The 15,635-nt window shown below is 61.2% G+C and carries 12 protein-coding genes and 1 rRNA gene; 7 read left to right on the top strand and 6 right to left on the bottom strand.

Features of this window, described 5'->3' with window-relative positions; translation table 11 throughout:
* Positions 1-18: 18 nt before the first annotated feature.
* The 5 genes from E4O98_RS16350 to E4O98_RS16330 are packed head-to-tail and all read left to right on the top strand — an operon-like array spanning position 19 to position 5,954.
* Positions 19-1,233 carry a glycosyltransferase family 4 protein gene (locus E4O98_RS16350; RefSeq protein ID WP_248135720.1) on the top strand — a complete coding sequence of 405 codons (1,215 nt, stop codon included), beginning with the start codon at positions 19-21 and terminating at the stop codon, positions 1,231-1,233.
* Complete coding sequence (locus E4O98_RS16345; RefSeq protein ID WP_223019137.1) at positions 1,224-2,327, top strand: glycosyltransferase family 1 protein; 1,104 nt, start codon at positions 1,224-1,226, stop codon at positions 2,325-2,327. The genes E4O98_RS16350 and E4O98_RS16345 overlap by 10 nt, the downstream gene beginning before the upstream one ends.
* Positions 2,327-3,730 (top strand): O-antigen ligase family protein, encoded by a 1,404-nt coding sequence (locus E4O98_RS16340; protein ID WP_005786790.1) that lies wholly within the window; start codon positions 2,327-2,329, stop codon positions 3,728-3,730. Before E4O98_RS16345 ends, E4O98_RS16340 begins: the two co-directional genes overlap by 1 nt.
* Complete coding sequence (locus tag E4O98_RS16335; RefSeq protein ID WP_005786788.1) at positions 3,727-4,548, top strand: acyltransferase; 822 nt, start codon at positions 3,727-3,729, stop codon at positions 4,546-4,548. The genes E4O98_RS16340 and E4O98_RS16335 overlap by 4 nt, the downstream gene beginning before the upstream one ends.
* Positions 4,548-5,954, top strand: coding sequence for a lipid II flippase MurJ (locus E4O98_RS16330; RefSeq protein ID WP_032876909.1), 1,407 nt, complete (start codon positions 4,548-4,550; stop codon positions 5,952-5,954). Before E4O98_RS16335 ends, E4O98_RS16330 begins: the two co-directional genes overlap by 1 nt.
* A 59-nt stretch (positions 5,955-6,013) precedes the next feature.
* Here the strand turns inward: E4O98_RS16330 and E4O98_RS16325 are convergent, their stop codons facing one another.
* From E4O98_RS16325 to E4O98_RS16315, 3 genes are all read right to left on the bottom strand, one after another.
* Positions 6,014-6,586 carry a DUF4174 domain-containing protein gene (locus E4O98_RS16325; protein WP_032876911.1) on the bottom strand — a complete coding sequence of 191 codons (573 nt, stop codon included), beginning with the start codon at positions 6,584-6,586 and terminating at the stop codon, positions 6,014-6,016.
* Between the two features lie 152 nt (positions 6,587-6,738).
* Positions 6,739-7,371: a glutathione S-transferase gene (locus E4O98_RS16320; RefSeq protein WP_032876914.1), complete on the bottom strand. Its 633-nt coding sequence runs from the start codon at positions 7,369-7,371 to the stop codon at positions 6,739-6,741.
* Positions 7,372-7,420: 49 nt separating this feature from the next.
* The gene (locus E4O98_RS16315; protein WP_248135719.1) at positions 7,421-9,778 is read right to left on the bottom strand and encodes a DNA polymerase II; all 2,358 of its coding nucleotides are present in this window, start codon (positions 9,776-9,778) and stop codon (positions 7,421-7,423) included.
* Positions 9,779-9,990: 212 nt separating this feature from the next.
* Here E4O98_RS16315 and E4O98_RS16310 point away from each other — a divergent pair, with 212 nt between their 5' ends.
* Positions 9,991-12,204 carry a TonB-dependent siderophore receptor gene (locus tag E4O98_RS16310; protein WP_103735414.1) on the top strand — a complete coding sequence of 738 codons (2,214 nt, stop codon included), beginning with the start codon at positions 9,991-9,993 and terminating at the stop codon, positions 12,202-12,204.
* Positions 12,205-12,247: 43 nt separating this feature from the next.
* Here the strand turns inward: E4O98_RS16310 and E4O98_RS16305 are convergent, their stop codons facing one another.
* Positions 12,248-12,715 carry an SRPBCC family protein gene (locus E4O98_RS16305; protein WP_032876921.1) on the bottom strand — a complete coding sequence of 156 codons (468 nt, stop codon included), beginning with the start codon at positions 12,713-12,715 and terminating at the stop codon, positions 12,248-12,250.
* 99 nt (positions 12,716-12,814) lie between these two features.
* Between E4O98_RS16305 and E4O98_RS16300 the strand changes: the two genes are divergently transcribed.
* A complete protein-coding gene (locus E4O98_RS16300; protein ID WP_032876924.1) occupies positions 12,815-13,216 on the top strand; it encodes a GFA family protein in 402 nt (133 codons plus the stop codon).
* Between the two features lies 1 nt (position 13,217).
* On the opposite strand, the gene mrdA is transcribed toward E4O98_RS16300, so the two are convergent.
* Together mrdA and rrf are read right to left on the bottom strand one after the other, a co-directional pair.
* Entirely contained in the window at positions 13,218-15,110 is a 1,893-nt protein-coding gene (mrdA, locus tag E4O98_RS16295; protein ID WP_005786773.1) for a penicillin-binding protein 2, read from the bottom strand.
* 218 nt (positions 15,111-15,328) lie between these two features.
* Positions 15,329-15,444: ribosomal RNA gene (rrf, locus tag E4O98_RS16290) — 5S ribosomal RNA — on the bottom strand.
* Between the last annotated feature and the right edge of the window lie 191 nt (positions 15,445-15,635).

The raw sequence follows: 15,635 nt of genomic DNA, 5'->3' as shown, positions 1-15,635 counted from the left end.
GGGCATGGAGAGCTGTACATGAGAATCCTATGGATTGTGCCCTATCTGCCGTGGCCGACCACCAGCGGCGGCAAGACCCGGCAGTATCATTTGCTGCGCACCTTGAGTGAGCGCGGGCATCGCATCACGCTGCTGGCGCAATCGAAGACACCGGCCGATGACGCGGTGCACGCAGCCCTTGAACCGTTGCTCGAACGCCTGATCGTGGTGCCGCGCCGGCCACTGAAACACCCGATGACCCTGCTCGCGGGCGTATTCGCACCGTGGCCGCTGTTGACCACGGTCAATGGCCTGTCGGCACCGTTGCAAGCCCAATTTGCGCAACTGTTGAACGAGCGCTGGGACGTGATTCAAGTGGAACACAGCTACAGCCTGCAACCGTTTCTGCGCACCTTGCAGCAGCGCCAGCGCGAGTTTGTGCTGACCGAGCACAACCTGGAATCAAGCCTGGGTGGCGCCACTTATGACCGTTTCCCCAAGTGGGCTGCGCCGTTCGTGCAGTACGACCAATGGCGCTGCCGGCAATGGGAACGCAAGGCGTTCGATGCCGCCGCCCATGTGATCGCGGTGACCGACGCGGACGCCCAGGCCATGCGGCCGTTGACTGCAACGCCGGTAAGCGTGGTAGTCAATGGCGTCGACAGCCGTGCCTTCGCCCAGGTCAGTGTCGATGCACAGAGCCAGCGTTTGTTGTTTGTCGGCAATTACGAATACGCACCGAACCTGGACGCTGTGCAGTGGTTGCTTGAGGAGATATTCCCCCGGGTCTGGCTGCAGTGTCCGAACGCGCGCCTGGCAGTGGCCGGTTACGGCTTGCCCGAACACTGGCGCGACCGTTGGCCTGATGAACGTGTCGAGTGGCTGGGGTTTGTTCCTGATCTGTGCGCCCTGCAACGGCGCTGCGCCGGTTTTGTCGCCGCGTTGCGCCATGGCGGCGGCTCCAAGCTCAAGGTGCTGGAGGCAATGGCCGCCGGCTTGCCGCTGGTCAGCACGGCCCAGGGTGTTTCCGGTTTAGCGGTGCAACCCCAGGCGCATTACCTCGCGGGCGAAAGCGCCGAGGCCCTGGCCGATGCCATCGTGCGTTTGCTGGATCAGCCGCTGCTGGCCCGGCAACTGGCCGATGCGGCACGCGATTATGCGCGGCATTACCACGACTGGGCGGTGGCCGGTGACGAACTGGAGCACATCTACCGCACCTTGATCGCCTCTAAGGAGTCTCAGCCATGCGCGTAGCCCTGGACTATCGCCCCGCCACGGTTGCGCCCTCGTCGGGCATCGCCCGCCAGGTCCTGGCGCTGGAAGATGCCCTGCGCGCACGGGGCAACACCGAGGTGGTGCTGTTCACTGAGGCGCCCCTGGACCACCCGCAACGCCAGAACGCCATTTGCCCACCGTGGGCCAGCCCGCTGGATGGCCTGCAACGGCCGCAGGTACGCTTGCGGTTCGAGCGCAAATTTTTGCCCAGAGCCTTGCACGAGCAACAGATCGACCTGCACATCGCCACGGCCAATATGGGCTTGCCGCTGTGCCGCAAACCCGCCGGCACCCGTTATGTCCTGGTGCTGCATGATCTGTTTCAGCTGACTCAGCGTAACTTCCATCGCTCCAGGCTCAAGGCCCTGGCCTATCGCTTGATCGACGGCGCCTCGATTGCCTGGTCGGTGTGGCAGGCTGACCGGGTGTGGTGCCCTTCGCAGTTTTCCTGCAACGAAGCCGCCCGCGTATTCCCCTGGGCCCGGGCCAAGTTCCGGGTGTTGAGCAACCTGGTGCCCGAATTGAATGCAGCGCCAGAACCGCTGCCAGACAACCTGCCGGCGCGTTACTGGCTGGTGGTGGGCACGCGGGAGCCGCGCAAGAACATGGCATTTTTCCTGCGCCAATGGCAGGCCTGCCGTGCGGCGAACCCTGAGGTGCCGGACCTGGTGCTGGTGGGCCATGCCAGCGATGTACCGTCCGCCCTTGGCGAACTGCCGGGCCTGCATTGGTGCAGCGGTTTATCCGACGGCCAACTGCAAGCCCTCTACCGTCATACCGACTGCCTATGGCAGCCGTCTTATGCCGAAGGCTTTGGCCTGCCGGTGGTGGAAGCCTTGAGTGTCGGCACGCCGGTGGCGGTGGCACGCGGTTCCGCCCTGGATGAAGTCGCGCCGCCCGGCGCCCCGCGCTTCGACCCACACGATGCCAGGCAATTGCAGAACGTCATGCAGCAACTGGCAACCGCGGGCGACAAGGCAGACGCCGAAACGCAGCGCGCCTGGGCCCGGCAATTTGCCGAACCGGCCTATCGCTCGCGCCTGGATACTTTGCTCAAGGAATTGGACCGCTAATGCTGCCAGGAAAACTCATCAGTCTGCTCCTGGGCCTGGTCTTCGGCATTTTGCTGTTGGCCCTGTCGCCGATCAAGGCCTTGCTGGTCGTGGCCGGCGCGGGTGTGGCCTTGACCCTGATCCGCTTTCCCCTGTGGGGCTTGCTGATTTTCGCGGTGTTGGCCACCAGCATTCCCTACACCACGTTGGAACTGGGGATCCGCACCACCATCAGCGAAGCCGTGTTGGGGCTGACCTGGGTCGGGGTGTTCTGGCAATCGTTTATCGGCAAGACCCGCGGCTTGATCCTGTGGCGTCCGACCGAGCGCGCGCTGATGTGGCTGATGCTGTTCAGCACTATTCCGTTTATCTGGGGCATGGTCATCATCCATGCCGAAGGCAACGGACCGGTGAACTGGGTACGCTGGCTGATGAACCTGTCGTTGCTGTTTATCGTGCCGTTGCTGCTGCGCACCGACGCCGACCGCGACAAGGTGGTGGTCGCCCTGCTGCTGGGCAACCTGGCGATGCTGTTGCTGTCGATTTTCATGTTTTTGAAAACGCGCAACGCCATGTCGATGATCGAGGTGCTTACCGACCTCAAGTACGCCCACCCGGAAGCGGTGAAGGATATTTTTTCCGCCAACTACACGCGCATGGCCTCGCCCTGGGTGCACCCAAACCTGACGGGTGGCGTGCTGGTGCTGTTTATCCCCCTGGCGCTGTTCTACGGCTGGACCCGCAGCGGCTGGCGCCGGGCGCTGGGCCTGGCGGTGGCGGTGCTGGGTTGCGCCGGCCTGCTGCTGAGTATTTCCCGTGGCGCCATCGTGGCCCTGGCGCTGGTGCTGATCTGGCTGACCTATAAGCGCGTACCTAACAGCGGGCGCATCATCGGTATCGGCGTGGCGTTTGGGGTTGCGCTGGTGATGTTCTATCCGCCGTTGCAGGAGCGCTTGCTGACTATCTTTTCGTCCACCAACGCCAGTACCGAAATCCGCTTCGACGAGTACGCAAGATTCCCCGAGGCCATGTCGACATACCCCCTGGGGATCGGCTTCAAGATCGACCCACCCGTACCCGGCACCAACCTGTTGGGCATCTCCAACCTGTGGCTGAACTTCATTTACAAGGTCGGCATTCCGGGGATGCTGTTGTTTATCACCGTCACGGTGTTGTGGTGGCGTGAAGTGCGGCCGCTGGGCCAGGTGCGCAAGGTCACCGCCGACAACGCCCTGTGGCTGGGGTGTATCTGCGGCGTGATGGCAGCGCTGTTGACGGGGATTTTCGACCACTATTTCAGCTTCACCTTTGTACTGATCGCGCTGTTCTGGCTGTTGATGGGCATGAGCCTGCAACAGGTGCGTCTGCGCCCCTCCATTACCGCCCCTGTTGCTGCTATTGCGCCAAAGGATAACCAACCATGAAACACCGGATGATTCACTCCACCGATTTGCGCGATCGCCTCCCCACACTGGCCGCTGAACTGGGCGTGAGCCTGCCGGACCTGGAAGAGGCGCTGGACTGGTGCCTGGCCAACGACGTGGTGTTTGAAGAGGGCGAAGGCGACAACAAGCGCTTCTGGATAAACTCCATCGACCTGGAACCCGCCCTTGAGCACCCGGTGGCCCGCCTTTTGTTCCGCCGTATGAAACAGGACCTGCCGGGCAAGCTGTTGCCGCGCTATGGCAAAAACTGGGCAACGATCAAGGATCGCTGGCGCAACGCCTGGGACATGGCCTACAACATTTTGATCAACAAGATCCCCAGCCACCATGTGCGCATTGCCTGGCTGCGCCTGGGCGGCGCGAAGATCGGCAAGGGCACAAGCTTGTGGCGTAACACCGAAGTGTTGGGCATCCACAATTTGAGAGTCGGTGACGATACGGTGATCGGTTGGCATTGCCAGGTGGACGCCCGCGCCGGGCTGGTGATCGGTAACCACGTGGCGATTGCCTCCCACGTGCTGATCATCGCCGGCAGTCATGATTTGCAGGCACCGGAGTTCTGGTCGATTTCCGGGCCGATCTACATCGACGACTATGTGTGGATCGGCAGCCGGGCGTTGATCGGCTACGGCACGCACCTGGGTCATGGTTCGGTGATCAGCGCCAATACCGTGGTGGCCAAGGCTGTGGCCCCCTACAAAATCATTGGCGGTTCCGGGGCCAAAATCATGGGCGAACGTTGCCATGATCTGAACTACAAGGTGGGTGGCAAAGGCCTGTTCACCCTGTTTCACTGATGTTCGGCAGCACGCTCTGGCTGACCGTCGCGACCCTCGCCGGGCTGGTCGCCGGTTTTGCCCGCGAATGGCTGCTGGTGGCGGCCTGGGGCGCGGGCAGCCGCAGCGACGGGTTTCTGGTGGCGGTGTTTTTGCCCGAAGCGTTGCGCATGACCCTGGCCGCCGGCTTGCTTGCGGCGGCTGCCCTGCCCCTCTATCAACAACGCGACCCACAACGCCAGCAAGCCTGGCTGGCCAGCCTTTCTCCACGCCTGCTGGGAGTAGGCCTGGCCCTGTTTGCCGTATTGGCGCTGGGCGCGCCGCTGTGGGTGCGCCTGATCGGCCCCGGCCTGGACGCCGCAGCCCATGCCGAAGCCGCCGCTAACTTGCGCTGGCTGGCGGCCTGTGCGCCGGGCCTGGTGATGCATGGGTTGTTCAGTATTCCCTTGCAGGCACGCCAGCGTTTTGTGCTGCCGGGGCTGGGCTCTTTGCTGTTCAACCTGCCGCCGGTGCTGTACCTGTTTATCCGTGGCAGCGCAAGCGACAGCGGCGAACTGGCCATGAGCTTTTTTGCCGGCAGTGTATTGATGTGCCTGCCGCTGCTGGCGCCGGTCTGGTCTTTCGGCTGGCGGCCGTGGCAAGTCACTGGCGACAAGCTGGCGGGCCGCGAACTGTTGGGGCGCATCGGACCATTGTTGGCCAGCAATGTCGCCAGCCAGGGTTTGGCGCTGCTCGAGCGCTTGATCGCCAGTTACCTGGGGGAAGGTGCCGTCACGTGGGTCAACCTTGCACGCAAACTGATCAATCTGCCCTTGATCGCCCTGATGAGCCTCAACCAGGTACTGCTGGGCATGATGAGCGGCGAACAAGGCCAGCAGCGCCTGGCCCTGCTGCGCCGAGGCCTGGATGCTGCGACCCTGCTCAGCCTGCCGGCCGCCCTCGGCCTGATCGGCGCCAGCCCGGTGCTGATTCATCTGCTGATGCCCGCCCAAAGCGCCGACAGCCCACTGCCCGCCCTGCTGGCCTGGTTCGCGACGCCATTGGTGTTCGGCGCCTGGAACGCTATGCTCGCCCGCTACGCCTATGCCAGCGGCGACACGCGCCTGCCCTTGCGCTGCGAATTGCTGGGCAGCGGGGTCAACGCTTTGCTGTTGGTGCTGCTGCCGTACTTTCTGGGTTTGCCGGGTATCGCCCTGGCGGCGTTGGGCGGGGTTATCGTCACCAACCTGCTGCTGATGCAACGCCAGCAATTGCTTGGGCAACTGCGCTGGCCGCTGCAATGGGGGCTGAGTGCGGTATTACTGGGTTCTGCAGCCGTCATCTTGCATCCACTGCAAAACGATGGCTGGCAACTGGGCTTGAGTACCGTGACGGCGGCCCTGGTATTGGGAGGGTTGGCTGGGTGGTTCAAGCCGTGGAAACAGTGAACTGGAGCCACCACCGCAACGGCCTGCGCAGGAGCTGGTAAGCCAGCTCCTGCACGGACTCAGTCATCCAGCTGTTGAGGCGCAGCCGGCTTGGTTGCCTTACCCGCTTTGGTAGCGTTCTTGCCAGGCGCAGGCGCAGGTTCTGGCACAACCGGAGCAGCCGCTTCTTTCTCGGCCATCGGCATCTGGTCAATGGCGCTGAAAAATTCCTTCAGGTCGAGGGTATCCGGCGGTACGGTCTTCTCCAGTTTCTTCTCGCCATCCTTGCCGATCAGGATCACCTTGGTGCCGCTGCCGACGCCGAGCTTGAGGGCACGGATCAGCGCGTTGGTTTCAGGCGGCGTGAGCTTTTTGCTGTCCTTTGGGTCCTTGGCGAACTTCTCCCCTTCGGCGCCAATGCTACCGAACTTGACGGTGTAGAACACCATGCTGCGCTCTTCGAAGGACTGCTTGGTGGCAGCCTCTTCCAGTTGTTTCTTCAGCGTTGCCAGTGTCGGGTTTCCAGCATCAAGCTCCACGACCACCAGCGGGCGCGTCTTACCCAACTCCTGCTTGAGCGGATTATCATCAGCGGCCAACAACGGCCCCGTAAAAGCCATCAAGGTAGCCAGGGTCAGCGACCGGATGAGCATGCGCACCTCCTTTGAATTCCATGCAGGGTTCTTGAGTTTCATGTCTGCGACAGTCAAATTCAAGGATGATTCCTACATCACTTTGAGAAGAGTAGGTCAGGACGCCCGCGACGCAAGGGCTTGGACAGTGGCCGGAGCTTTGTTTCTTCCGGTTACGAGACCTTCCACTGCGGCCAATGCCGGGCAAAAACCGGGGCCACAACAGGGTCGGCGTCTACCCGCTCCAGGCTCTGCGCAAAGCCCGGCGCCAGGTTGCCGAGCACCTCGCGCGCGTCATCCCAGCGCGACACCGCCGCCGCCATGATGCCCAGTGCATTCGGCACATTGCCCGGGGTAAACAGCTGGTCGGCAAACTGATCGGCAAACACGACCCAGGCCTGGTGCAGGTAGCGCCGTGTGCCGCTGACCAGTTGCGCTTGCTGCACCTCATCGGCATTACCCAACCAGCGTTGCGGGTAGTCGATGATGCCGATCGCCGAATAACAGTTGGCGGCGATGTACAGCAGCCCGCGCAGGATCTGCGCACGATCGCCGGCCAGCAACTCGGACTTGGGGTACTCCAGGCCCAGGTGGATCAGGATAGCGGCGCTTTCGGTCAGCACCTGGCCATTGGGGGTGACCAGGGTGGGGATCTGCTTGAGTGGATTGATACGTGCAAGAGCGTCGCTGCCCTCGCCGTCCTGCCAGGAGCTGGCGTCCACGCGATGCCACGGCACGGCGCAGCGCTGCAGGGCGATTTCGATCATGCAGGAACCGGATTCGTCGGTGCCATAAAGTGTGTACATGGGCGTTGCCTCCTGAGCGATGGGCGATAGGGACAGTGTGGTCCAATGCCTAGAATAGCCCCATCTGCCCGCCCACCAGGGTACCGAAGTCATCATTCACAAACGGCAGGATCGCGTCGGCAACGGGCTGCAATTGCCGGGTCACATAGTGGTCGTAGTCGATGGGCGCTTGCCGCACTTCCAAGGGTTCGGGGCCGTTGACGCTGATCACGTAGCTGATCCAGCCACCGCGCTGGTACTGGCGCGGGCGCCCCAGGCGGTCGTTGTACTCGTCTGCCAGGCGTGCCGCGCGCACATGGGGCGGGACGTTGCGTTCGTAGTCGTGCAAGGGCCGGCGCAGGCGCTTGCGGTAGATCAGCAACTCGTCGAATTCGCCGCTCAGGGTACGGCGCACGTAGTCGCGTATGTAGTCCTGATGGGGCTGGCGATGGAAGATGCGCCGGTAGAGTTCCTGCTGAAATTGCCGGGCCAGAGGCGACCAATCGCTGCGCACGGTTTCCAGGCCTTTGTAGACCATCTCTTCGCTGCCATCGTCGCGCATCACCAAACCGGCGTAGCGCTTCTTGCTGCCCTCCTCCGCGCCACGGATGGTCGGCATCAGGAAGCGGCTGAAGTGGGTTTCGTATTGCAGCTCCAAAGCACTTCGCAGGCCGTACTCGGTGCTCAGGTGGGCGCGCCACCAATCATTGACGTGCTGCACCAGCGCCAGGCCGATGCGGTTGGCATCCTGCGGAGAATGGGCGCTGCCGAGCCAGACGAAGGTGGAGTCGGTGTCGCCGTAGATCACTTCATAACCCTGGGCCTCCACCAGCTCGCGGGTCTGGCGCATGATCTGGTGCCCACGCAGGGTGATCGAGGATGCCAGTCGAGTGTCGAAGAACCGACAGCCGCTGGAGCCGAGCACACCGTAAAAGGCGTTCATGATGATCTTCAGTGCCTGGGAGAGCGGCGCATTGCGCTCGCGCTTGGCCTCTTCGCGGCCTTCGGACACCCGGGTGACGATGGACGGCAGGCAATGCCGGGTGCGGGAGAAGCGTGCGCCGCGAAAGCCTTCCACCGAGTCACTGTCGTCGGGATGCTTGAGGCCTTCGATCAAGCCCACCGGGTCGATGAGGAAACTGCGGATGATCGACGGGTAAAGGCTTTTGTAGTCCAGCACCAGCACCGATTCATAGAGGCCCGGGCGCGAGTCCATGACAAACCCGCCGGGGCTGGCCTGGGGCGGTTTGTCGCCCAGGTTCGGCGCGACGAAACCCTGGCGGTGCATCAACGGCATGTACAGGTGGGTGAAGGCGGCCACCGAGCCGCCGTTACGGTCGGCCGGCAAGCCGGTGACGCTGGCGCGTTCCAGCAAGAACTTGAGCAGCTCGGTCTTCTCGAAAATCCGCGTGACCAGTTCGCAGTCCTTGAGGTTGTAGCGCGCCAGGGCGGGCTTGTCCTCGGCGAACATGCGGTTGATTTCGTCCATGCGCTGGTACGGCGTGGAGATGTCCTTGCCTTCGCCAAGCAGGGTTTGCGCGACGTTTTCCAGGCTGAAGGACTCAAAACTCCAAGTGGCCGAACGCAGCGCTTCGATACCGTCGATGATCAACCGCCCCGCCGCCGCCGCAAAGTAGTGATTGCGGCTGCCGTGCTCGCGCCAGGCCATGGCTTCACCGCCACGTCCCAGCAACAGCGGCACGTTCAGGCGTTGGGCGTGTTCGTGGAGGACGCGCAGGTCGAACTGCACCACGTTCCAGCCGATGATCGCGTCGGGGTCAAACGTGGCCAGCCATTGGTTGAGGCGTTCGAGCAGTTGAGCACGGGTGTCGCAATAGTCGAGCTTGAAATCCACGGCGTCGGTTTTGTTCGGCGGGCCGAGCATGTACACCTGGCGTTCGCCGCAGCCTTCGAGGGCGATGGAATAGAGATCGCCCTGGGCGGTGGTCTCAATGTCCAAGGACACCAGCTTCAAGGGAGGCCGGTAGTCGGGGGCAGGCTTCATTTGCGCGTCGAGCAAGGTGCCGTTCGCGTCGGGCGTGCCGCCGAACCATACGGGGGCAGTGATAAAACGCTCCATCATGTAACGCTCGGGCGGTCGCACGTCGCCTTCGTAGACATCGACCCCGGCGCTGCGCAGGCGCTTTTCGATGTCCATCAATTGGCGGTGCTGGCGGGCATAGAGGCCCAGGACCGGGCGATGGTGGAAGTCGCACAGTTGCAGCGCACGCAACTCCAGATCACGCTCGCCCTTGAGCAGCCAATCGAGCGGCTTGCGATGGACTTCGGGGATGAACATCACCGAGGTTTGCACGGGTAGGCGAATACACCGAGGCCCGTGGTCGGTGGCCAGCCAGAAACTGACCTCCGTGCCTAACGGGGTATCGCGCCAATGCCGGGTCAGGACAAAACCCTGCTGTAAATCCACCGTACCGCACCTCAGGAATCGCTTTCAGGGCGTGATTCTACTCGGCATCTGTACAAACGCGGCAGGTTAACGCGCACGCAGAGCGCAATCGCATAAATTTGTTGCAGGACATTAATAACAATCACTATCATTTGCGTCGGAGTCGTATCCGCGCAGTGAGGAAGCGCAACGTCGCTGCCCCCTTCCTCATAAGTTAGCCGCCTGGATCGACCATGCCCCTCTGCAATCTTTTCGCTGCGCCATTTCGCCCGACCCTGCTCGCCCTTTGCTGCTCCGTGAGCCTTGCGGCACAAGCGGCAGCCCCAGCGGCCTCAGACAACGTGCTGGAACTGGGCGCCACCAACATCAATGTCCAAGCCCTTGCGCCCACGGCTCTGCCACCAGAGTTTGCAGGTGGCCAGGTTGCACGCGGCGGCCAACTGGGTGTGCTGGGCAACCAGGACATCATGGATGTGCCCTTCAGCATGTCCTCCTACACCGAAAAGCTGATTCGCGACCAGCAGGCGGAAACCGTCGGCGACGTGTTGCTCAATGACTCCTCCGTGCGCCAGGCCTCGGGGTATGCGAACCAGTCCCAGACGTTCATGATTCGTGGCCTGCCGTTGAATGGCGATGACATTTCCTATAACGGTTTGTACGGTGTCCTGCCGCGCCAGATCATTTCCACTGACGCCTTGGAGCGCGTGGAGGTATTCAAGGGCCCTAACGCCTTTATCAACGGCGTCACCCCCACCGGCTCGGGGATTGGTGGCGGCGTGAACCTGCAACCCAAGCGAGCCGATGATGTGCCACTGCGTCGTTTCAGCACCGACATCAGCAGTGATGGGCGGATTGGCGAACACTTGGATATTGGCCAGCGCTTCGGCGAAGACAACCGGTTTGGCGCACGGGTCAACCTGTCCCAGCGCGAAGGCGATACCGGCATTGACGATGAAAACCAGCGTTCGAAGCTGTTTGCCGTCGGCCTTGATTACCGCGGCGATGCGTTGCGGCTGTCCGGTGATTTTGTGTATCAGAAGCAGCGTATCAACGGTGGGCGTAACTCGGTGTTCCTTGGCACCATCACCCAGGTGCCGGATGCGCCGTCGGCAGACACCAACTACGCGCCAAGCTGGAGCAGTACCAACCTTGAAGACACCTTGGGGATGCTGCGCGCCGAATATGACCTGAATGAAAACTGGACCGCCTACGCGGCAACCGGTGCCAAGCACAGCCGTGAAATGGGGCGCTACTCGTCGGTGACCTTGAGCGATAATCTCGGCAATGCCAGCGCCAGCGGCTCGACTATCGCCCACGAAGAAAACAATACCAGTGCCATGGGTGGCCTCAATGGCAAGTTCCACACCGGCCCGGTGAGCCATCGGCTCAACTTCGGCCTGGCAGGCATCTGGACCGAGGCGCGCAACGCCTATGTATTCGCCAGCGCAAAAACCCCGACCAATATCTACAACCCCGTGACCGGCGCGCCGCCGGCCCTCAACAGCCCACGCAATACCCCAGGTACCGACTTCAGCGATCCGACCATCACCGACAAGACATTCGTGCGTAGCGTCGCGGTATCCGACACCTTGGGGTTCTTCGATGACCGCCTGTTAGTGACCGTTGGTGCACGTCGCCAGCAGATGGTGGTGCAGAGTTACAACTACATGAGCGGTACCCGCACCGCCAACTATGACGAATCGATCACCACACCGGTCTACGGCATTGTGTTCAAACCGTGGGAGCACGTATCTCTGTATGCCAACCGCATTGAAGGCCTGGCTCAGGGCCCGACGTCGCCGCTCAAATCAGGCAACCTGACGGTCATCGGTGGCGGGCAAGCTTATGCGCCTGCCCGGTCCAAGCAGATCGAAGCGGGTGTCAAAGTGGACATGGGCACCTATGGCGCGACCCTGGGTGTATATCGTATCGAGCAGCCCGGCGCGGGTTATGCCGAGGCCATCGACGCCACCACCGCCCGCTACGTGCGGGAAGGTCAGCAGATCAACAAGGGCGTCGAGCTCAACGTATTTGGCGAACCGGTCAGCGGCCTGCGCTTGCTGGGCGGGGTGACCCTGATGAAAACCGAACTCAAGGGCACCCTCAACGGCGCCAACGACGGCAACCGTGCCATTGGCGTACCGTCATTCCAGCTCAACGCCGGGGTGGATTGGGATGTGCCCGGCCTGCAAGGCGTAAGCCTCAGCGGGCGTATGCTGCGCACCGGCGGGCAGTACGCCGACGCGGCCAACAACCTGAGCCTGCCGGCCTGGAACCGCTTCGACGTGGGTGCGCGCTACACCTTCGCCGTGGACAAGCGCGAGGTGACATTGGGTGCCACGGTAGAGAACGTCGCCAACGAGAAATACTGGGAGTCGGCCCAGGGCGGGTTCCTGAGCCAGGGGGATCCGCGAGTGGCGAAGTTGTCGGCGTCGATTGATTTCTAGAACGTGATTACGTTGGGGGGCTGATCTGCCCCCTTGCCCACCATCATACTGGTCGGGTTTCGCTCAGATAGGTTTCGATATTGCCCATCTGCTCATCCCAACCACGGGAGTTCATCTTGAACGCCTTCTGGCGCCGTGCCTCGGGAACCTGGTCGAAACCGGATTCGACAACCCGCAGCAGGATGCCGGGGGCGTGATCCTCGATGGTGAACTCCACCAGAGTCGGTGTTTCGTTGTCGTAGTCGATGCCCTCCTCTACCGCGAAGGGGTGCCACCAGAAAGAGAACAGGGTTTGCGGCAGGACGCGTTCGATCCTGGCCTTCCAGACCACATGTTCGTAGCCTGGGTAAGTAATTGGCGCTTCGATGGTTTGCCCGGCTACAAAGGTTTTGCCCTTGAGCGCGATACCGAACCAGCTGCCAAATTGCTCGGCATCCGTGAGAGCCTCCCAAACTTGTTTACGCGATGCATTGAGCAGGACTTTGCGTTCGATTCGATCTAATACGTGCATGAGTCACCTCCTTCTTTGAACAGTAGGCGACATCCACCAATGCGCAACCTTGCGTTGTGCGCGATGATGATGACCCCCTCCTTGACCTGGCCATAGGTTATGACTGACCCATTGAATGGAAGTTGCTTGTGCAAAGCTGTGCGCTATCAGGTGGACAGCCTGGACATGCCCATCAGCCACTGCCATTGCGACAGCTGTCGCAAGGCACACGCAGCTGCGTTTGTTGCCACTGCCGGGGTGATGCGCGAGCATTTTCGCTGGACGCACGGTGAAGAGCTTTTGGCATCCTTTGAATCCTCGCCGGGGAAACTCCGACGCTTCTGCTCGCGCTGCGGCTCACATCTGATTGCCGAACGGGGGCATCAGCCCCACGTGATCGTGCGGGTGGCGACGCTGGACGATGATCCCGGCGTCAGGCCCACCTCGCATATCTGGATGGCCCATGAGGTGCCATGGCTGGCCTATGAAGGCTTAGAGCGCTGGGACGAGTGGCAGGCCTGAGTCAGACGCGTGGGTCGCCTGGCGCTTTGGCTGGCGTCGCATACTGCGGCTTGAGATGACCTTCCTGGTCAAGCAACCAGGCATCCATGATCTGCCGCACAACCGGCCCAGCCACACGGCCTCCGGCCTCACCGTTTTCAATCATGACGGAAATCACGATTTTCGGATGTTCGGCCGGCGCAAAACCGACGAACAAGGCGTTATCGCGATGACGCTCCAGCGTCTTGTTGCGGTTGTAGCGCTCACCCTGCTTGATCGCCACTACCTGGGCGGTGCCGCTCTTGCCGGCGATGCGGTATTGGGCGCCTTGCGCTGCCGCCCGGGCGATACCGCGTGGGTCGTGCATCACCAATTGCATACCATGGTTGACCTGCTCCCAATCACGCGGGTCTTTTAAGACCACGTTGGGCATCGGGTTCTCATCCACCGGAGGCACGCCGTTGATGGTCTTGGCCAGGTGCGGACGGTTCCAGATGCCTTTATTGGCGATCAATGCAGTGGCTTGGGCCAGTTGCAGTGGTGTCACTTGCATATAGCCCTGGCCGATGCCAAGGATGACGGTTTCGCCTGGGAACCAGGGCTGGCGACGGGTCGCACGCTTCCAGGCCTGGGATGGCATCAGACCTGCGGACTCTTCGAACATGTCCAGGGACACCTTCTGACCAAGGCCGAACTCGGCGAGGTAGTCGTGCAGGCGATCGATGCCTAGCTTGTGGGCCAGGTCGTAGAAGTAAGTGTCGTTGGAACGCATGATGGCGGCGTCCATGTCTACCCAACCGTCGCCACTGTGGTTCCAGTTGCGGTATTTGTGGTCAAAGTCCGGCAACTGGTAATAGCCAGGGTCAAACACCCGGGTTTGCGGGGTGACAACGCCACTGTCGAGACCCGCGATAGCAACTTCCGGCTTAATGGTTGAACCCGGCGCATAGAGCCCACGTAGCACGCGGTTGAACAGCGGCCGATCAATGGAATCGTGCAGCGCGGCGTATTCCTTGAAGCTGATGCCGGTGACGAACAGGTTCGGATCGAAACTCGGTTTGCTGACCATGGCCAGTACTTCACCGGTTTGCGGGTCCAGAGCCACGACCGAACCACGCCGGTCGCCCAGGGCTTCTTCCGCGGCTTCCTGAAGCTTGACGTCGAGGCTCAGGACGATGTTTTTGCCAGGGATCGGATCGGTGTGCTTGAGCACGCGTAGTACGCGCCCCTGGGCGTTGGTCTCGACCTCTTCATAACCGACATGGCCGTGCAGCTCGGCCTCATAAAAACGCTCGATCCCGGTTTTACCGATGGATTGGGTACCGCGGTACTCCACGGAATCAAGGGTCTTGGATTCTTTCTCATTGATGCGGCCGACGTAGCCGATGGAGTGGGCAAAGTGCGCACCCAGCGGGTAGTGGCGGACAAACTGGGGCTCGACGTCCACCCCTGGTAGACGGAACTCGTTGACGGCCAAAACAGCGATCTGTTCTTCGTTCAACTCATAGAACAACGTGACCGGAACAAACGGGTGACGAGCCTGCTTAAGCGCCTTATCGAACATGGCTCGGTCTTCGGCAGGCAGATGCAGCAGATTGACGATCGCGTCCAGCTCACCCTTGAGATCGGTGGTGCGTTCACGGGTGATGGTCAGGTTGTAACTCGGACGGTTGTCGGCCAGGACTACACCATTACGGTCATAGATCAAGCCGCGAGTTGGCGTGATCGGCAGTACGTGAACCCGATTGTTTTCCGAGATCGTGGAGTGGTAGTCGTACTGCACCACTTGCAGAAAATACATACGCCCCACCAGGGCACAGGTGATGCCTACCACCAGCAGTGCACAGGCCAGCAAGCGTTTGTTGACCAGGCGGTTTTCTTTTTCGTGATCTTTGATAGGTATCGGTTCAGGCATTTCTACAGCATCTCGTTGGAAATTAGCGACGCCGCCTCCTGCGGGTAACGATCAGTCCTTGTGAAAATGTGCTGCACCATACCAAAAATGCAGAAACACTTTGCATTGATTTCCCCAACGGCACGCTATTTAAGCGAGAGTCCCAGAGGCAGCCGGCTTTTCGACCGCCCAAAACAAAACCCCTGTTTGCGTTAGCAAACAGGGGTTCTGGAATTTAATCTTGACGATGACCTACTCTCACATGGGGAAACCCCACACTACCATCGGCGATGCATCGTTTCACTGCTGAGTTCGGGATGGGATCAGGTGGTTCCAATGCTCTATGGTCGTCAAGAAATTCGGGTACTGAGTCGTGACCAGTTGGCCTCGCTTCAGCAAATTGGGTATGTGACAGCTTTCGGTGTTTTTGTGAGCGTCGAACTTTCGGTTCATTGCGTCTTCACACACCGCAATCTGATGCTCGTTAGAGTAGTCAAATTGCTTGGGTGTTATATGGTCAAGCCTCACGGGCAATTAGTATTGGTT

It is taken from the genome of Pseudomonas sp. W2Jun17, from assembly GCF_023127795.1.
Lineage (GTDB): Bacteria > Pseudomonadota > Gammaproteobacteria > Pseudomonadales > Pseudomonadaceae > Aquipseudomonas > Aquipseudomonas synxantha_A.
The sequence above is the reverse complement of the archived record's forward strand: the minus strand, read 5'-3'. Positions and strand labels throughout refer to the sequence as shown.